The sequence below is a fragment of the Labrenzia sp. PO1 genome, from assembly GCF_012273635.1.
GTDB classification, from domain to species: Bacteria; Pseudomonadota; Alphaproteobacteria; order Rhizobiales; family Stappiaceae; genus Roseibium; species Roseibium algicola.
The window spans coordinates 570413-589241 of the sequence record NZ_JAAXCR010000002.1; the positions used below are offsets into that span (position 1 = coordinate 570413).

15 protein-coding genes are annotated in these 18829 nt (G+C 59.8%); 5 read left to right on the top strand and 10 right to left on the bottom strand.

The window, feature by feature from the left end:
- Positions 1 to 52 precede the first annotated feature (52 nt).
- Entirely contained in the window at positions 53 to 1039 is a 987-nt protein-coding gene (dctP, locus tag HCG46_RS10525; protein WP_075282301.1) for a TRAP transporter substrate-binding protein DctP, read from the bottom strand.
- Positions 1040 to 1172: 133 nt separating this feature from the next.
- Between dctP and HCG46_RS10530 the strand changes: the two genes are divergently transcribed.
- A complete protein-coding gene (locus tag HCG46_RS10530; protein ID WP_055657918.1) occupies positions 1173 to 1829 on the top strand; it encodes a GntR family transcriptional regulator in 657 nt (218 codons plus the stop codon).
- A 6-nt stretch (positions 1830 to 1835) separates the two neighbouring features.
- Here HCG46_RS10530 and HCG46_RS10535 read toward each other — a convergent pair whose 3' ends face one another.
- Positions 1836 to 2771 (bottom strand): GlxA family transcriptional regulator, encoded by a 936-nt coding sequence (locus tag HCG46_RS10535; protein WP_023001935.1) that lies wholly within the window; start codon positions 2769 to 2771, stop codon positions 1836 to 1838.
- Between the two features lie 402 nt (positions 2772 to 3173).
- On the opposite strand from HCG46_RS10535, the gene HCG46_RS10540 reads away from it, so the two are divergent.
- Positions 3174 to 3767 (top strand): HupE/UreJ family protein, encoded by a 594-nt coding sequence (locus HCG46_RS10540; protein WP_023001936.1) that lies wholly within the window; start codon positions 3174 to 3176, stop codon positions 3765 to 3767.
- Positions 3768 to 3975: 208 nt separating this feature from the next.
- On the opposite strand, the gene nadC is transcribed toward HCG46_RS10540, so the two are convergent.
- From nadC to nadA, 3 genes are all read right to left on the bottom strand, one after another.
- Positions 3976 to 4839: a carboxylating nicotinate-nucleotide diphosphorylase gene (nadC, locus tag HCG46_RS10545; protein WP_031269705.1), complete on the bottom strand. Its 864-nt coding sequence runs from the start codon at positions 4837 to 4839 to the stop codon at positions 3976 to 3978.
- Positions 4840 to 4851: 12 nt separating this feature from the next.
- Positions 4852 to 6453 carry an L-aspartate oxidase gene (locus HCG46_RS10550; protein ID WP_023001938.1) on the bottom strand — a complete coding sequence of 534 codons (1602 nt, stop codon included), beginning with the start codon at positions 6451 to 6453 and terminating at the stop codon, positions 4852 to 4854.
- A 99-nt stretch (positions 6454 to 6552) separates the two neighbouring features.
- On the bottom strand, positions 6553 to 7635 hold the full coding sequence (gene nadA / locus HCG46_RS10555; protein WP_055657911.1) for a quinolinate synthase NadA: 1083 nt from the start codon (positions 7633 to 7635) through the stop codon (positions 6553 to 6555).
- A gap of 463 nt (positions 7636 to 8098) precedes the next feature.
- On the opposite strand from nadA, the gene HCG46_RS10560 reads away from it, so the two are divergent.
- Complete coding sequence (locus HCG46_RS10560; RefSeq protein ID WP_168686146.1) at positions 8099 to 9334, top strand: MFS transporter; 1236 nt, start codon at positions 8099 to 8101, stop codon at positions 9332 to 9334.
- Between the two features lie 109 nt (positions 9335 to 9443).
- On the opposite strand, the gene glyS is transcribed toward HCG46_RS10560, so the two are convergent.
- Positions 9444 to 11531 (bottom strand): glycine--tRNA ligase subunit beta, encoded by a 2088-nt coding sequence (gene glyS / locus HCG46_RS10565; protein WP_168686148.1) that lies wholly within the window; start codon positions 11529 to 11531, stop codon positions 9444 to 9446.
- Positions 11532 to 11886: 355 nt separating this feature from the next.
- Between glyS and HCG46_RS10570 the strand changes: the two genes are divergently transcribed.
- Positions 11887 to 13329, top strand: a complete 1443-nt coding sequence (locus HCG46_RS10570) for an EAL domain-containing protein (RefSeq protein WP_209009437.1) — start codon at positions 11887 to 11889, stop codon at positions 13327 to 13329.
- Between the two features lie 9 nt (positions 13330 to 13338).
- On the opposite strand, the gene gltS is transcribed toward HCG46_RS10570, so the two are convergent.
- The 3 genes from gltS to HCG46_RS10585 all read right to left on the bottom strand — a co-directional run bounded on the left by gltS (position 13339) and on the right by HCG46_RS10585 (position 17159).
- Positions 13339 to 14559, bottom strand: coding sequence for a sodium/glutamate symporter (gene gltS, locus HCG46_RS10575; RefSeq protein WP_168686152.1), 1221 nt, complete (start codon positions 14557 to 14559; stop codon positions 13339 to 13341).
- An 82-nt stretch (positions 14560 to 14641) separates the two neighbouring features.
- Positions 14642 to 16588: a DUF2207 domain-containing protein gene (locus HCG46_RS10580; RefSeq protein WP_168686154.1), complete on the bottom strand. Its 1947-nt coding sequence runs from the start codon at positions 16586 to 16588 to the stop codon at positions 14642 to 14644.
- 10 nt (positions 16589 to 16598) lie between these two features.
- Positions 16599 to 17159, bottom strand: coding sequence for a LemA family protein (locus HCG46_RS10585; RefSeq protein ID WP_168686662.1), 561 nt, complete (start codon positions 17157 to 17159; stop codon positions 16599 to 16601).
- Positions 17160 to 17347: 188 nt separating this feature from the next.
- Here HCG46_RS10585 and HCG46_RS10590 point away from each other — a divergent pair, with 188 nt between their 5' ends.
- A complete protein-coding gene (locus HCG46_RS10590) occupies positions 17348 to 17677 on the top strand; it encodes a hypothetical protein (protein ID WP_168686156.1) in 330 nt (109 codons plus the stop codon).
- Positions 17678 to 17795: 118 nt separating this feature from the next.
- Here the strand turns inward: HCG46_RS10590 and HCG46_RS10595 are convergent, their stop codons facing one another.
- On the bottom strand, positions 17796 to 18764 hold the full coding sequence (locus HCG46_RS10595; protein ID WP_055657898.1) for a glycine--tRNA ligase subunit alpha: 969 nt from the start codon (positions 18762 to 18764) through the stop codon (positions 17796 to 17798).
- Between the last annotated feature and the right edge of the window lie 65 nt (positions 18765 to 18829).

Here is an 18829-nt window from a genome sequence, read left to right on the forward strand (position 1 = left end):
CTTTGGAACAGGTTTCGGGGCGGCTTTCAGGCCGCCCCGCAAGTTCAGTCGCTTATTCGACGGCGAATGCCAGATCGAGAAGCTGCTGACCGTTCGGGGTTTCTTCCACGAACGCCTTGTAGGAGGTTTCCTTGGCAAGAGCCCGCCAGGCATCGAAGTCCGCTGCGGTCATTTCGGCGATTTCGACACCGTTCTCACGGAAGACTTCTGCAGAGGCCGCATCTTCCTTCTTGGCTTCTTCGAGATAGAAAGCCTGCGCCTTTTCAGAAGCCGCCAGCAGCGCTTTTTGCTGGTCTTCGGTCAGGCTGTCGAACTTGGCCTTGTTCATCAGGAGTGGCTGGTACATGAACCAGAGCGCATATTCGCCAGCCGGGGTGTAGCAGGACACCTGTTCGTAAATGCGATAGCTGACGAAGGACGAGGACGAGGTGTTGACCGCGTCCAGAACACCGGACTGCATGGCATTGTAGACTTCCGAAGACGCCATCGAGGCAATCGAGGCGCCTGCGCCTGCAAGCATCTGCTCAAAGGCCTTGCCCGCAGCGCGGGTCTGAAGGCCCGGCATGTCTTCCGGCTTGGTGATGCACTTGTCCTTGGCTGCAAAGCCGCCGGCCAGGTAACCGTGCACCAGCACGATCACATCGTCCTCGGCCATGATTCCCTCAATGGCCTCCATGAACGGGCTTTCGTTCATGCGGGCTGCATGGTCATGGTTTTTCACCAGACCCGGCATCAGGGTGAGGTTATAGGCAGGTTGCTGGCCACCGGCATAACTGAGCGGCAGAACGGTCATATCCAGCAGACCGCGAGACAGCGGCTTATACTGTTCGCGCGCCTTCAAAAGCGACTGGGACGGGAAAATCTTGATGTCGAGATCGACACCGGCCGCCGCCACGTCGTCGGCAACCATCTGGGCCACCTTGTGGCGGACGTCGCCGGTGGACCACTGGTGAGACAGGCGCAGCTCGGTCGCGTTGGCGGTGAGCGCGCTGGCGAAAAGCGTCACGGCAGCAACCGACGCTGAGAATTTGAAGTTCATTTTTTCCTCCCTGATGGTTCCGGACGGGAACCGGAATTCGATCTTACCCTCATGTGATGTTTTTCTGTCAAGTCATTTTGTATACAAGATCGACAATATTGCGCGCGAAAAACTCCTATGCTAAATGCGAAATATGGAAAGAAAACGATCCGACCGCATCGCGGATGCGCTTGAAGGGCTGATTTTCGACGGCACTTTCGCCGATGGCGACAGGCTGGACGAGGTTCAGCTTGCCGGCCGGTTTTCGGTTTCCAGAACACCGGTCCGGGAAGCCCTTCACAGGCTTTCCCAGTCCGGTCTGGTCGTGCAGATACCCCGCCGCGGTGTCTTCGTCCGGCAACCCGGTCCGGTGGAACTGATCGAAATGTTCGAAGTCATGGCAGAGCTGGAAGCCGTGAGTGCGCGCCTTGCTGCCGCGCGTATTTCCGAAACTGCCCTTGCCGATCTTCACGCTGCGAACGAGCGTTGCAAACACGCCGTCGAGGCGCAGGACACGGATGGCTACTATCTGGAAAACGAACAATTCCACGCCATCATCTACCGCCAGTCAGGCAACCGTTTTCTGGAGCAGGAATGCCTTCGCCTTCAACGGCGTCTGCAGCCCTTCCGAAGGGTGCAGCTTCGCGTGCGGGGGCGCATGAAACAATCCATGGCCGAACATGAAGACGTCGTTGCCGCCATCGAGGCTGCCGACGGTGAACGGGCGGCGGCTGCCATCCGTCGGCACGTTTCCGTACAGGGCGAAAAATTCCATCACCTGATGGCAAGCCTGAAGCCCGCAGCAGAGTAAGTCCGTCTAGAACTCGAAAACCCGGCCATGCTGCTGACGGTCCGCGGCAGGACTTGTGCCGAGGGCTGACCGGTAGCGTTTCGAAAAATGGGATGCGCTGGCAAAGCCGCAAGCCATCGCGATGTCGATCATGCGCATAGAGGTGCGGCAGACGAGCTGGCGGGCAATGTCCAGACGAACCTTGGCGTAATATTCCTGTGGGCTGCACTTCAGATATTTCTGGAATTCCCGCTGCAACTGGCGGGGGCTGACGTCCAGTTTCTGCGCGATTTCCTGCAAGGAAAGCGGCTCGACGACGTTCTCCGTCATCAGGGCGATGCTGCTGCGCACCCGCTGCGAGACGGATTCCAGATCATCACGCATGTGCTTGTGCTGCCGCTCATTGCCACTGCGCCAGTCGTGATGAAGGGCGATTTCGGCAACATCCGCAGCAACCGCGCCGCCGTGGACCTGGGCCACGAAGCCGATCATCAGATCGAGCGCAGAGGTTCCCCCGGCGCAGGTCATGTACTTGCCGTCCGTCTGAATGAGACTGTCCACCAGCCGCGCATCCGGAAACCGTTCCTTGAAAAAATCGGCATATTCCCAGTGGATCGTGCAGTTCCTGTTGTCCAGCAGGCCGAAGTCGGCCAACACATAGGCACCAGTGCAAATGCCTGCGATCCGGCTGGAGCGGTTGGCCAATTTCCGAATGGCAACCTTCTGAGCCAGCGTCAGCCCAATGCGTTCCACATCGTCACTGCTGCAGACCGCAAGAAGGTCCGGCCGCTCGACATCGCCGATGGCGCAGTCGGCCCGTATGGTGCTGCCGTTGCTGGCAACGGCGTCGCTGCCGTCCAGACTGCAGCAGCGATATGTGAAGGCCTTGCGTTTCAACACCTTGTTCGCGATCCGCAGAGGCTCGATTGCAGAGGCAAAGGAGAGCAGGGAAAAATTTCTCATGAGCAGAAAGCAGATCTCGACGGTTCGCGAGGCAAGCGCCTCTCCGCCGTCATCCCCTTCGCTTCGGCTGGGGGCCGGAGAGGATTTCCGCCCTGGGGAAACTTGTGCTTCGTCCAATCTAGCGCTCACAGGTATCCTGCCTTCACCATCTTCATCGGCTCGAACCGATCTTGAAGAACCTTCAGCCGGAAATTTAGCAGCCTGAAAAGCTGCTCCCTATCGGGAAACCGGACTACATTGTCGCAGTTCTTCCGTTGCGCTACCCGGCACACGCCTCACGAACGAGACCGTCGTTGTGGTTTACAGGCTCCCAGAATCATCGATAGTACACGGGTCTTGAGCTCTTCATGAACGGTGCGACCCATCCCGGGGCACCGGAGTGACCAACCGAAGGAACATTTCATGCTCTACCGCCTCGGCCTTGCCACCGCATTCGGCCTGTTGACCGCCTCTCCCGCCCTTGCCCATCTGGATCCGTCCGAGCACGGCTCCTTTGCCGCCGGCTTCACGCATCCACTGTTCGGTACCGATCACGTGCTGGCGATGATTGCCGTTGGCCTTTGGGCCGCCCTTCTTGGCGGGCGCGCCGTCTGGGCTCTGCCGACCGCCTTCGTCGGTGCGATGATCGTCGGATTCCTGCTCTCGCTTGCCGGCGTTCCGCTGCCCTACGTCGAACCGTTCATTCTGACATCGGTCGTGGTTCTGGGTGTCGTTGTCGCCCTTGCACTGCGCCTGCCACTTGGCGTGTGTGCGGCACTGGTGGGGGTGTTCGGCATTTGTCACGGCCATGCCCACGGCGGTGAAATCGGCTCGGCTGGCGAACTTTCCTATGCCGGTGGCTTTGTTTTGGCGACAGCGCTTCTGCATGCAGCCGGGCTCCTGATTGGCTACGGCGCCAATGTGGCCACCCGGAACGATCCCGCCTGGGCACCACGCATCATTCGCAGCCTGGGTGTGCTGACCGCACTCGGCGGGCTGTATCTTGCAGCTGCGTGAGTTCGGCGACTGAGTAAAACAGCCGCGACTGTCGTCCTCTGCTCCCCCTCATCTGAGCGTGCGTGCAGCGCTGTTTCGAAGGATGGCCGGCAAACTCCAGAGCAAGTGGCCCATCCTTCGAGACGGACCTGACGGTCCCTCTCAGGATGACGTAGAGACGGGATGGCAGACAGGGCAGAACACCGAACGGGTAGCCGGTAAAGGGATCTCAGCCGATCTCGATATCCAGACCCAGATCCAGAACCGGAGCCGAATGGGTGATCCAGCCTGAGGAGATCAGGTCAACCCCGGCTTCGGCGACGGCCTTGACCGTATCGAGCTCTATTCCACCGGATGCTTCCAGCAGAACCTTGCCTCCGGCCTTTGCAACGGCCTGCTTCAGGACTTCAGGCGGCATGTTGTCGAGCATGACCACGTCAGGACCGGCGGCAAGTGCCTCGTCCAGCTGTTCCAGCGTGTCGACTTCCACCTCGATCTTCACCAGATGACCGGCGAAAGCCTTGGCGGCTTCGATGGCTTGCGTCACACCGCCGGCGACCGCGATGTGGTTGTCCTTGATCAGGATCGCATCGTCGAGACCAAAGCGATGGTTGGAACCGCCGCCACATTTGACCGCATATTTCTCGAACGCACGCAGACCCGGTGTCGTCTTGCGGGTGCAGACGATGTCCGCCTTGGTGTGTGCGATCAGATCGGCGAATTTCGACGTAGCCGTCGCAATGCCTGACAAGTGACCCAGGAAGTTCAGCGCCACCCGTTCAGCGGCCAGAAGCGCGCGGGCCGGACCTTCGATCCTGGCGACGACCGCCTTGGGCGACAACCGGTCACCATCTGCCAGAACGGCCTCGAAATGCAAACCGGCATCCGTCTGACGAAAGGCGCTTTCGGCGAAGGCTAATCCGGCGAGAACCCCCGGTTTGCGCGCAGCAATCACGGCGGAGGCTTTTGCATCGGGTGGCAGTGTTGCCTGGCTGGTGACGTCACCCGCCCGGCCCCAGTCTTCCAGAAGAGCGGCCTTGACGGCTTCATCCACCATCAGGCGTGGCAGCTCGGGCAAAAATCTACGGGTCATGCGCCTCTCCGGTCAGGCAGTTTCCAGGGCCTCGGCGGTGATGGCTTCGACTTCCTTCAAGGTGGTGTAGGAGCGGCTTGCCATGTCAGGGTTTTCCTGCGGGAAATCCTTGCGGAAATGCCCGCCACGGCTTTCCTCGCGCTTCAGCGCCGCCGCGGTGATGATACGCCCGGCGACCATCATGTTGAGGATCGACTGGCGCACGCAATTCTGTTCAACCTGCGCAATATCGGCCAGGGCCGTCTTGAGGCCGGCCGCGTCGCGCAGCACGCCGACATTGCGCGCCAATGTCTTGCGCAGAACGGTGATCGCTTCCCGCTCCTCGACGTTGCGCTGGCTCGGCAAGCCCGGAGCATCGTCCATCTCGTTCCAGTAGGCACTGCGCGGGGTCGGCATCAGGCCCTGGATATCTTCCGCGATGCGCGCGGCAAAAACGACCGCCTCCAGCAGCGAATTGGATGCCAGGCGGTTGGCGCCGTGGGCACCGGTTGAAGCCACTTCACCCGCGGCCCACAGACCGTCAAGCGACGTCCGGCCGTTGGCATCGGTCAGGACCCCGCCCATGTGGTAATGCTCCGCGGGTGCCACGGGCAGCAGATCCTTTGCCGGATCGATGCCCGCTGCGGAGGCTGCGGCGAAGACGGTCGGAAAATCGTCCTTGAACCTTTCGCCGATCGCTGTCCGGCAGTCTAGGAAGGCCCCCCGGCCTTCGGACACTTCCCGGTGAATGGCCCGGGCAACGATGTCGCGGGGCGCCAGTTCCAATTCCGGGTGAACACCTTCCATGAAGCGTTCGCCGGCCTTGTTGACGAGGGTAGCTCCCTCGCCGCGCAGGGCTTCGGTTGCCAGTGGTGCCGGATCCTTGCCGAGATCAAGCGCGGTCGGGTGAAACTGCACGAATTCGGCATCGGCAATCACCGCACCGGCGCGGGCCGCCATGGCAAGACCATGACCGTTGGCTTCGTGCGGGTTGGTCGTCAGTTCGTAGAGGTGGCCGATGCCGCCGGAAGCAAGCACCACGGCCTTTGCCGGGAAAATCAGCCGTTCCAGGCCGCCGCGCCGGCGCGCCAGGACCCCGGTTACATACCGTCCCTCGCCAATGAAGCTTTCGCCGATGTAGCCTTCCAGAATGCGGATCGACGGCGTCTTGCGAACAGCGGCGATCAGGGCATCCATGATCGCCCGGCCTGCCATGTCGCCGCGCACACGTACGACCCGGCTCTGGGAATGAGCGGCTTCGCGCGAAAACTTCAGCCGGCCTTCAAGATCCTGATCGAACGGAACGCCATAGGACAAGAGGTCATGAACCCGGGCACTGCCTTCACGGGTCATCTCTTCGACGATCTTTTCCTCGCAGATGCCGCAGCCGGCGGCCAACGTATCGTCGCGGTGTTTTTCCACCGAGTCCTGCTCGGAGATCGCAGCAGCAATTCCGCCCTGCGCCCAGGCAGACGACGCCCCCTGCCCGATCGGTGCGTTGGTGATGACGGTGACCGGACGCGGGCTGAGCTTCAGCGCGCAGAAAAGGCCTGCCAGACCTCCCCCCAGAATGACGACATCATCCACATCCTTGCCTATATAGGCAGGTGCAAAATCCTCAACCGACACGGCCATGGGAAACTTCCTGGAACAGACGGGGCAAGAGCCCCAAAGAAACTCCCGGGCCGGCAGGCCCGGAAGCAATCGCATAGATGCGGTTTAGACCGAAGCCGGTCAGATTTTCAAGTTGATCATCCGCTCGACCGCGGTGCGGGCCCTGTCGGCCACCGCCGGGTCGACGACCACTTCCTCTTTCATCTCCAGGAGAGTGTCGAGGATCTTGTTCAGCGTGATCCGCTTCATGTGCGGGCAAAGGTTGCAAGGGCGGATGTAGTCGACACCCGGCGTTTCGCTGGCAACATTGTCCGCCATGGAGCACTCGGTGATCATCATCACCTTTTCCGGACGCTTTGTCTTGACCCAGTCGATCATGTGCGCGGTGGAACCGGCGAAGTCGGCTTCCGCGACCACTTCGGGCGGGCACTCCGGATGGGCAATGATCTTCACATTCGGTTCGATCTTGCGATAGTCACGCAGCTCTTCCGCGGTGAAGCGCTCATGCACTTCGCAGGCACCGTCCCAGACCAGAACCTCGACGTCGGTCTTGTTGCCGACGTTTGCAGCCAGATACTTGTCCGGGATCAGGAACACCTTGTCGACGCCGAAGCTTTCCACGACCTGCAGCGCGTTGGAAGACGTGCAGCAGATGTCGCATTCCGCCTTCACGTCGGCAGACGTGTTCACGTAGGTGATGATCGGGATGCCGGGGTTCCGCTCGCGCAGGGCCCGCACATCGGCACCGGTAATGGATTCAGCCAGCGAACAGCCTGCACGCATGTCCGGGATCAGCACGGTCTTTTCCGGGCTCAGGATCTTCGAGGTCTCTGCCATGAAGTGCACGCCGCACTGGACGATGACTTCCGCATCGGTGCGGGTCGCCTCGATGGCCAGCTGCAGGCTGTCGCCAACAATATCGGCAACACCATGGTAGATATCCGGCGTCATGTAGTTGTGCGCCAGGATAACCGCGTTGCGCTGCTTCTTCAGCTTGTTGATCGCATGGATGGTCGGCGCCAGAGCAGGCCATTCGATGGCCGGGATGATGTGCTTGACCTTCTCGTAGATCGGCGCAGTCGCCTCTGCGACCTCCGGCGTATAACGCAGGTCCGGGCGCTCCAGCTTGCCGAAACGCTCCAGTGCCGTCAGTCCGGCGGCAATCGGTGCTCCAACCGGTGCTTTGGTCTGGGCAATGGTCATGGCGACCTCCCTTTTTTGCGCGGCGCGAGGGGTATTTTGTGCCGCTATTTAATTATACTCAACTTGAGCATATCAGAGGCAAAAGAAAACGGGCGGTGATGCCCATACTTTTGCTCTTTCGGAGTTTATATAGTCATCAGCAAATCGAAAATCTACAAAAATCCGAAAAATTCTCGCGGGAAATCCGATTCGCCTTTGTTTTCCTGAGCTTAAGGCGCAACTTTTCCATTTCCGGAAAGCCGGCTAACAATTATCGCCTTCACACACGAGATGCAAACGACAAAACCAACCGGGCTCTGACAGCATCTGTTGCTGCGTTTACACCGCGAACGCGCGACGCACTGGCGTGATCCAAGTTTTGCCGTTCCATTTGCAACGTTGATCAATCCATCAAAATTACGCGTTTTGCGATTGGATGGCTTCAGACTATACCTATCGTAATTTCACGATCAGAGACTCATCCATGACAACAGCTTCTTCCACCGGCCGGGTCGGCCCGAATATACCGCTGGTGATTTCCTGCGGCTGTTTGATCGCCCTCATTTCGTTCGGGCCGCGTTCTGCCATGGGCCTGTTCTTTCAGCCCATGACCGAGGCCAGGGACTGGAGCCGCGAGATCTTCGCACTGGCACTGGCGATCCAGAACCTTATGTGGGGCATCGGACAGCCGATCGCCGGCATGATGGCCGACCGGTTCGGAACCTGGAAGACCATGACACTTGGCGCAGTCCTCTACTGTGCCGGCCTTTTGCTGATGATCGACGCGGAAAGCACCGTCGCCCTGCACATTTCCGCAGGTGTGCTCATCGGGCTCGGCATTGCGTGTTCGTCCTTCTCGCTGGTTCTGGCGGCTTTCGGCCGTGCCGTCTCGCCCTCACAGAGAACGCTGGCCTTCGGTATCGGCACAGCCTCCGGATCTCTCGGCCAGTTCCTGTTTGCCCCACTTGGCGGCACGCTGATTGCCAGCATCGGCTGGCAGCAGACCCTGATCGTCTTCGCCGGCCTTGTGGCAATTGTTCCGCTTCTGGCGATCGCGCTCAGGGGCAAGTCGGAGATGCCGAAAGACAGCAATCCGGCGAACGACCAGAAGCTGACCTCCGCCATTTCCGAAGCCTTCGGAACACGCGGATTTATCCTGCTCACCTTCGGCTTTTTCGTCTGCGGCTTTCACGTCGCCTTCATCACGGTGCACCTGCCGCCCTATATCGCCGACCTTGGCCTTGACCCCGCCTGGGGCGCTACGGCCATCGCCCTCATCGGTCTTTGCAACATCGCGGGTTCGCTGCTGTCAGGATATATTTCCGGCCGCTATTCCAAGCCGATCTTCCTGTCGCTGATCTACCTTGGCCGCGCCGTCGCGATTTTCGCCTTCATCATGCTGCCGGTCACGCCTGCCTCGGTGCTCGTGTTCTCCGGCGTGATGGGTCTCCTGTGGCTGTCGACCGTGCCACCGACATCCGGCCTTGTCGCCGTCATGTTCGGGCCGCGCTACATGGCAACCCTGTTCGGCTTCGTCTTCCTGTCGCACCAGCTCGGCTCGTTCCTCGGTGTGTGGCTCGGCGGCAAGATCTACGACGAAACAGGCTCCTATGACGCCATCTGGTGGCTGGGCATCGCCCTCGGCATCTTCGCCGCCATCGTGCACTGGCCGATCCAGGAAAGACCCGTTGACCGGCTCGCTGCTGCACCTGCCGAGTAAGAGACGCCGGACCTTCAAACTTGAACGTTGAGGCAAAGAACGAAAAAGGCGGGCTCAAGGCCCGCCTTTTTGTTTGTCAGTTCCGTTTCGCTTAACCGGCCAATTCCGGTTACCCAGCCACTTTCGAGAAGTCCGCCACCACGTGGGTCGCATCGCGGATTTCAGCAAGGAGCTGCAGGCGGTTCATGCGCAGCGTGGCGTCCTCGGCATTGACCAGGATATCGTCGAAGAAACGGTCGACCGGAGCACGCAATTTCGACAGCGCTTCCATTGCCCCTTCGAAGTTCTCGCTTGCCACGGCGTCGGCCGCTTCAGCCCGGGCCACATCGATGGCAGCGGCCAAATCGATTTCGGCCTGCTCCTGGAAGTGATCGGCGTGCGGCTTGCCGGAAACAGGGCTGCCGTCCTTCTTTTCCTCGGCCTTCAGAATATTGACCGCACGCTTGTAACCAGCCAGCAGGTTGGTGCCGTCGTCGGACGATACGAACTTGCCAAGCGCCTCGACACGGCGAACCACCATCAGGAGATCGTCCTGGCCTTCCAATGCAAAGACCGCGTCGATCAGATCGTGGCGCGCGCCTTCATCCTTCAGGTGGACTTTCAGGCGATCACCGAAGAAGGACAGCAGATCGGCTACAAGGGCTGCGGGATCGCTCGCTTCAACACCTTGAAGATCCAGAGCGGAACGAATGGCTTCGCCCAGCCTGATCCTGAGGTTGTTTTCCAGAATGATCCGGATCACGCCCAGAGCCGCGCGGCGAAGCGCGTAAGGGTCCTTGGAGCCGGTCGGCTTTTCATCGATGGCCCAGAAACCTGCGAGAAGGTCCAGCTTTTCGGCAAGGGCCACGGCAACGGCGACCGGGTCGGTCGGCACGCTGTCACTTGGTCCCTGCGGCTTGTAATGCTCTTCGATAGCCGTTGCCACCGAGGCATCCTCGCCCTGGGCTGTTGCGTAGTAGCGGCCCATCAGGCCCTGCAGTTCCGGGAATTCGAACACCATGTTGGAGACAAGGTCCGCCTTGGCGAGTTCCGCCGCGCGTTTGGCCTTGGTCTCGTCCGCCCCGGCGACCGTGGCCAGTTCGGCCGAAAGCGCGATCAGGCGCTTCACCCGTTCGCCAACGCTGCCGAGTTTTTCGTGAAACTTCACTTCATCCAGCTTAGGCAGGTTGTCCGAAAGTTTCGACTTCAAGTCGGTTTCCCAGAAGAAGCGGGCATCGGACAGGCGTGCACGGATAACCTTCTCGTTTCCGGCCACGATCAGCTTGCCGCCATCGTCGGCAATGATGTTGGAAATCAGCACGAACTTGTTGGCAAGGCGCCCGGTAGCCGGGTTCTTCAGCACGAAGCACTTCTGGTTGACCTTAATGGTCAGCTGAATGCACTCGTCCGGGATCGTCAGGAAATCCTCGTCGAAGCTGCCCGTCAGCACCACAGGCCATTCTACCAGCCCGGCAACCTCTTCCAGAAGACCCGGATCCTCCACCAGATCGAGGCCTAGCGCCAGCGCACAATCCTTGGCGTCATTCTGGATGATGTCCTTGCGGCGGTCGGCATCCAGCACGACCTTGTGCTTCTCAAGCGAAGGCGCATAGTCGTCGAAACGGCGCACGTCGAAGGCCTCGTCCGCCAGGAAGCGGTGGCCGCGTGTGGTCTTGCCGGCCTTTATGCCATCGAATTCGAACGGAACCACGTCCGGTTCTTCCGTTTCCGGACCGAAGGTCGCGACGATTGAGTGCAGCGGCCGCACCCAGCGTGTGGATCCAGTGCCCCAGCGCATGGCTTTCGGCCAGGGGAAGTTGCGCAGGATGCCCGGCATGAACTCGGCAATGACGTCGATCGCCGAACGGCCCGGCTTTTCGATCACCGCAACGTAGAAATCGCCCTTCTTCGGATCCGTCTGGATGGTTGCCTGATCGATCGACGCCAGCCCGGCGCCTCTCAGGAAGCCTTCCAGTGCCTTTTCAGGAGACCCGACGCGCGGCCCCTTGCGTTCTTCACGCGTGGCGGCAGAGCCGGCGGGAACGCCGGCAACATGCAGGGCCAGACGCCGCGGTGTCGCGAAAGCCTTAGCACCCTCATATGGCAAACCGGCATCCACCAGGGCATTGGTCACGAGAGATTTCAGGTCTTCGGCCGCCTTGCGCTGCATGCGGGCCGGAATCTCTTCGCTGAAAAGTTCAAGCAGAAGATCGGGCATGGATATCTGGACCTTTGGTCTGGTGGAATAACACCGGAAACGGTTTGCGCCGTCCGTTACCAAGACAACGGAGACTTGTCACCCCCTTTCGCGGAACCGGACAACGGGCGGCCTGCCCATTTTGACGCCAGTCCGTCTGCTTTGTTTCACTCTTCTTCAAGGATTGCATGTGAAACTGCGCGACTTGTTAGCAGTTGTATGTATTGGGACCGACCTTGTGGCGAACCGGGAAGTTGCAGACAACAGATATATGACACGATCTATAGTTGCGTTACTTGCGATAGTTCTTGTCATTTTTACTGGGGTTAAGGTCCTTCCAGTACTTTTCCCGACCTACCAAATCCATAATTCGCAAATGACGTTCGACGTGGTCACCAGCCTCCTTCTGGGCATCGCCATCTTCAGTCTGGGATATGGCACGTGGGCAACGCGCCGTCTGCGCAAGGAGCTGAAGGCAAGATCCTCCGCTCATTCCGAAGCCCTGGCCCTTGCCCAGCACGACCCGCTGACCGGGCTGCCAAATCGCCGCCGACTGCTGGAGGCCTTTGCTGATCTGACCCGTGAGGTGAAGCCCGACTGCTTTCGTGCCGTAATGATGCTCGACCTTGACGGGTTCAAACCGATCAACGACGTCTATGGTCATGCCTTTGGCGACAATCTGCTGCGAAGCTTTGCCGACCGTCTGGCCGAAACTCTCGGCAAGGAAGGCATTGTCGCCCGTCTCGGAGGGGACGAATTTGCCATCGTCTCCCCGGTGTTCAAGGACAAATCCGAGGCAGCCGGCTTCGCCAGGCGACTGTTGACGCGGATCAACGACCGTTTCGAGTTCGGCGACCGCCAGATTTCCATCGGCACAGGTATCGGCATCGCGCTTTATCCCCATGACGGCCACGCGGTCACCGAGCTATTGCGCCGGGCCGATATTGCCCTTTACCGGGCCAAATCCTCTGGGCGCTCGACCTACCGGTTCTTCGAGGTCGACATGGATGCCTCGATCCTGCATCGCACGCTACTGGAACAGCGTCTGCGCCGCGCTATTTCGGAACATGAGGTGAAGGCCTATTACCAGCCGATCCTGGATATGGATTCCGGCCGCATCGCAGGCTTCGAAGCCCTTGCGCGCTGGACCGATGCCGATTTCGGCAAGGTACCGCCGCTGCAGTTCATCCCGATTGCCGAAGACTGCGGCATCATCTCCGAGCTGACCCAGCATCTGCTAGAGGATGCCTGCAAGGTCGCCGCCACCTGGCCGGACGATCTCTACCTGTCCTTCAATCTGTCGCCGGTGCAGTTGCAGGATCCGGCCTTGCCGACCCAGATCAATGCCATCTTGAAGAAATTCGAATTTCCGCCCAGACGGCTGGTGCTGGAGATCACCGAAACGTCGCTGGTGAAGAACCCGGAATCGGCCAAACGCATCCTGACCGAGCTGACGGAAACCGGCATTTCCATTGCGCTCGACGATTTCGGCGCGGGCCATTCCAGTCTGAGCTATCTGCGCGATTTCCCGATCAAGAAGGTCAAGATCGACAAGTCCTTCACCGAACGCATGCTGGAAGACAAGCAGTGTGCCGCCATCGTCGAGGCCATACTGGTCCTGTCCAAGGGTCTCGACATCGACGCCGTCGCGGAAGGGATCGAGGAAAGCGCGGTCCATGACGCGTTGAATTCCAACGGCTGTCACTACGGCCAGGGCTTCCTTTACGCCGCGGCCGTTACTTCAGACGAAGCCTGCAGCCTGCTGGAATCCCAGGTCGACGGACGGTTTCCTTTCAGCGAGAAGACAGACGCCGCCTGACCGCACCCCTCATCCTCCGAGAAACAGAAGGATGATGACCGCATTGGCCAGATCGACGAAGAACGCGGACACAAGCGGCAGGATCAGGAATGCCTGGGTTGCCGGGCCGAAGTGTTTGGTGATTGCGGTCATGTTGGCAATCGCCGTCGGTGTCGCGCCCAGTGCAAACCCTGCAAAGCCCGCCCCCAGCACCGCCGCGTTGTAGTTCCGGCCCATCAACGGATAAAGCGCCAGGATGATGAAGGCGGCCGCAACGACGACCTGCGTGAAAAGAATGAGCAACATCGGCCCTGCCAGTCCCGCGATGGTCCAGAGCTGCAGGCTCATGAGTGACATCGTCAGAAAGATGCCAAGTGCAAGGTCCGACAAGACCGCCAGGGACTTGGACCGGGCCGGCCAGGTCATTTTCGGAAAGACCAGCGGCACGGTGTTCGACAGCACGATGCCACAGAAGAGACAGCAGACGAAGACCGGCAGATCGAGGCCTATTCCCGCGCTCAAGGCTTCCTGAAGCGCGACGCCGAGGCCAATGGCAATGTTGAGAACCAGCAGCGAGCGCATCAGCCCGGTGTGGGTCACGCTCGTGTCTGCCTCTCGTTCCATCTCAAGGCCGATCATGGGAGCTTCTTCCGGGCGGTTCGGATCCGGTTTGCCACCCCGTTTTTCGATCAGGAACTTGCCCACTGGACCGCCAAGAAGGCTGGCGGCGATCAAGCCGAGCGTTGCCGTTGCAGCACCGATCTCGATCGCCCCTGGGACGCCATAGTCGGTGGCCAGCTTCGGCCCCCACGCAATTGCCGTGCCGTGGCCGCCAACCAGCGAAATGGTGCCTCCAAGAAGGCCGAACCCTGTGGGCAGACCCAGCGCCGCCGCAATGCCCGAACCGACCGCATTCTGCAGCAGCATGTAACAGACGGTGAGCATCAGCAGGATCAGGAGCGGCTTGCCGCCCTTGGCCAAGTCCGTGAAGCGGGCGTTCAAGCCGATTGCCGTGAAGAAGCAATACAGCAGGTAATCACGCGACTGCAGGGAGAACCCGATTTCCGTTCCAAGGCCGAGGTAGACCACGAGGGACAGAAACGCGACAAGCAGGCCGCCTGAGACCGGTTCCGGAATGTTGAACCTGTCCAGAACCAGAATCTTCTTGTTCAGCCGCACGCCCAGGAAATAGACGAGGATTGCCAGATTGAAGCTGACAAATTCCGTTAGCGTGATCGTTTCGCCGGCCATCCGCACCCCCGCTCCTGCTTGATGCTTCCACTATGCCGTTCGAAGCAGCTTGCGCAAGGCGGAGCTGACGATCCTCAGCTCGTCACCAGCCGCCGCCACCGCCACCGCCGCCACCGCCGCCGGAAAAGCCGCCGGAGGAACCCGACGATCCGGAGCTGGACGATTTGGGAGCTGGAAGAGACGACTGGAAGGAGCCAGCCATGGAACTTGCCGTCCGGCCGAGGCTGTCGGACACGTGCCGGGCATCGAAGTGATTGCCGGAGTACCAGCCCGGATGGTAGCTGGCGGCCGCAGCCGCCCCGGCAGCGGTTGTCAGCCAGGCCTCGAAGGCCTTGGCCCAGGGCTTTTCGACGCCAAGCGCAACGGCGTAGGGTAAAAGCTCCTCGAAATGATCCGTGCTCATATCCGGAAGCTTTTCCATATTGAGCCGCTCCTTTTCCGCCACGCTCAGATACATCCGAAGACCCTCGATTTCATCGAGGGCCTGGCGGCCGATTGCCGTCGGCGCACCGATCAGGAAGAAGAACAGGATGTTGAGGGCAACCAGCGCCACCGCGATGAACGGCAGAACAGGCAAGGAATCCACACCGCCATTCACATGGAAAGCACCGAAGGCTGCCCCTGATATTGCGAGACCAAAGACTATGAAGATCAGCGCCATACGCAGTTTCATGCTGGCGAAGCGGAAGATGGCCCTCCCCAGATTGACCGAAATGACGGTCGCAAAAACGGAAAAGACCAGAAAGACGATGACGAACCCTTCCTGACCCGGCTGCAGTCCACCGAAAGCCAGCAGCGCGACAATGGTAACCAGGCTCAGTATGAACCCGGGAATGAGATAGCCCCTGTTCGCCCTGAAAAAGACGTTTCGGCTCTCCCGCTCGATAGCCGCCCGGAATTTTTTCCCCAGCGCCTGGATAGAAGTGCCGTTGTCCTTGTTGAGGGTCAATGGACTCCCCCGTCCGCTTAGCCAGTCCTCAAGCGCAGCTTCGCCCTTGGGCAGCCCGAAGCCCGGGATCTGACCTTCCCGTCCCTTCCGGTTCAGAACCAGAGTTGTATCGCCATCCGTCTCTTCAAGTCGCAAGCGCTTCTTGACCGCGAGGTTGAGGCAGGCTGCAGACAGGGCCACCCAGCCACCATCCCCGAACCCTCGGTTGACAATGTATTTGGCAAGAGCAGGCGAGATGCCGGAAGGCGGTGAAAACCTCGGGAAAACAACACCTTCAGAAGGATCCCGGCCAACCATCCACCAGGCTGCGAAATAATAAAGCAGCACCAGCAGCACCCCGGCTCCGCCGATCAGCTCCGATCTGTAGTCCTCGACGAAATACTCCAGCTGTTCGGCTTCCGTAGGCGCTGCAATTGCGCCTTTCGGAAGGCTGACGTTGATCGACAAGCCTTCGTAGCCCCCCAGAACCTCGGTTGTCCGGAAAATAATCTCAGAACCACCCTGGGCGCTTTGTGCCTCAAAGGCATTGCCGGTTTCGCCATAGCCGCCCGTATAGGCCGTCCATGCACTGGCTTTCACCCCTTCCGGCAAAACGACCCGCGCGATGGCCTCATCAACGGGGAAGATCCATTCATTGCCTGTCACGTTCCAATAGACCTCGTCATGGCCTTCAAAGAAACGGATTTGCCGGTTGGTTTCATAGGTGAAGCTGTAGGTGTAATTGCCCGGAGACAGGAAGGTGTATTCATCCCCAACATAGATCCGCACACCCCGACTGTTCTCGTTGGTGTGGTAGGAGGCCGGGGCGCCGTCCTGCAGCACCGAGAGCAGCTTGAAGCCGGCCTTGTAGATGCGCCCGTTTGCACCTTCCACAGCAAGCGGAATATCGCGGAAAATGCCCCGCTTGATCTGATCGCCTTCCGCACGAACGGTAATCGTTTCGGTGATCGTCAGCGTGCCATTGCTCGCAACGTCAATGTCGGAAACGAACTTCAAGATGCGTTCGTCAGCTTGCGCGCAAAGTCCGGCAGTCAGCAGGACGAAGACGGCCAGGATGCCCGCGGAGATCCGGTTCAGCATTGCGCGCACCTCAGAACTGGACCTTCGGAACCGCGCGGTCAGCCTCGTCTTCGATTTCGAAGTACTCGGCCTTTTCGAACTTGAACTGGTTGGCAATCAGATTGGATGGGAAGCTCTCGACCGCAACATTCAGGTTCCGGACCGCGCCATTGTAATAACGGCGCGCCATCTGGATGGCGTTTTCGATCTCGTCCAGCGAATTGTGAAGGTCGGAAAAATTCTGACTTGCCTTCAGGTCTGGATAAGCTTCCGCAACTGCAAACAGGCGGCCGAGAGCATGACTGAGTTCTCCTTCTGCCTTCGCACGGCCAGCAACGTCATCGTTCGGCACTGCCGAAACTTGCGCGCGCATGCTGGTTACGGCCTCGAGCGCTTCCTTTTCGTGCGAGGCGTAGCCTTTCACGGTCTCGACAAGGTTGGGAATGAGATTTGCCCGCCGCTTGAGCTGGACATCGATGCCGCTCCAGCCCTCCTCGACCATCTGCCGTTTCTTGACAAGTCCGTTGTAAAGAACGATCGCAAAAACAGATAGCGCAATCAGCGCTGCAAGAAAGAACCAGGACAAGACAATCACCTCCAGAAAATGTGTTCTGGAAGCTAACCGGGAGGTGCTGACTTGTCATCTTCTTCAAGCGACCGACGCCTGAATTGAGTCATTCTGTAATCTTCGACACAGGATTGCAGATAAGCTTGGGCGAGCTTGCCCGAAACGCCTGAACGAAAGGTCGCCCACCAATGTGCGTGTTGCAACTTTGCAGAATGATCCCGGCGCTTGCGGTGCTGCCGTTGGTGCTGGCAACGCAAGAGGCCCGTGCTTCGCTTGCTGACCAGTATCGCTGTTCGAATGGCGATCTGGTCTTTCACGTCATCTTCACCCCACAGGAACCGGGGCCCGCGACGCTTTCCGGACCTGTCGGCGGAAAGGCACATACGCAAGTCCTGCTTGACCCGGTTCCAGGTACTTCGGGAGAAAGTTTCGAGTGGGGAAACACCCGGTTTTCCGGCAATCGACAGGCAAGCCACCTGGACATCGGCGACATGCGCCTCGCCTGTGAACTGGAGCCCGAGCCGGGCTCGGAACCCGAGTGAGCCTTCGCAGGTTGCTGGTAGCAGGCAAATGAACAGCCTGGATATTGCCTGACGAAAACGGGGCCAACCTGGCCCCGCATTCGATTGATCAAGAAGATCCGCCTCAAGCCGGAATGCGTTATTCCGCGGCCTGGTTGTGATAGCCGACACCGCCGGCTTCCGTTTCAAGGAAGGCAGCGCCGCAGGCCTTGGCAAGTTCGCGGACACGCAGGATATAGCTCTGGCGCTCGGTCACGGAGATGACGCCGCGCGCGTCGAGCAGGTTGAAGGCATGGCTGGCCTTGATGCACTGGTCATAGGCCGGCAGCACCACCTGATGGACATTGGCACCGGCAGCTTCACGTGCTTTCGCACCGGCTTCCAGCAGTGAACGGCATTCGGCTTCGGCATCCTTGAAATGGCGGAACAGCATTTCGGTGTCCGCGTGCTCGAAATTGTGCCGCGAGTATTCCTGCTCGGCCTGCAGGAAAACATCGCCATAGGTGACCTTGGCATCGCCTTCCATGCCGTTGTAGTTGAGGTCATAGACGTTATCGACGCCCTGAATATACATCGCCAGGCGCTCAAGGCCGTAGGTCAGCTCGCCGGAGACGGGCGAGCATTCAAAGCCTGCCACCTGCTGGAAATAGGTGAACTGGGACACTTCCATGCCATCGCACCAACATTCCCAGCCGAGGCCCCAGGCCCCCAGGGTCGGGCTTTCCCAGTCGTCTTCCACAAAGCGGATATCGTGCAGCTTCGGGTCAAGGCCGATCGCATAGAGCGAATTCAGATAGAGCTCCTGAAGGTTTGCCGGTGACGGCTTCAGGATCACCTGGAACTGGTAGTAGTGCTGCAGACGGTTCGGGTTCTCACCATAACGCCCGTCGGTCGGGCGGCGCGACGGCTGCACATAGGCAGCCCGCCACGGACGTGGGCCGAGTGAACGCAGCGTGGTCGCCGGGTGGAACGTACCGGCGCCGACTTCCATGTCGTAAGGCTGAAGCACAACACAGCCCTGGTCGGCCCAGTAGCGCTGCAGGGTCAGGATCAGGCCTTGAAAGGAGTTTTCCGGCCGCATGTGCGCCGGCAGGGTTTCAGTCGACATGAAGATGTTCCGCGAATATGGCTGTGCCCGGCGTGCACGTATCGCCGGTTTGGGCGACAGGTGCC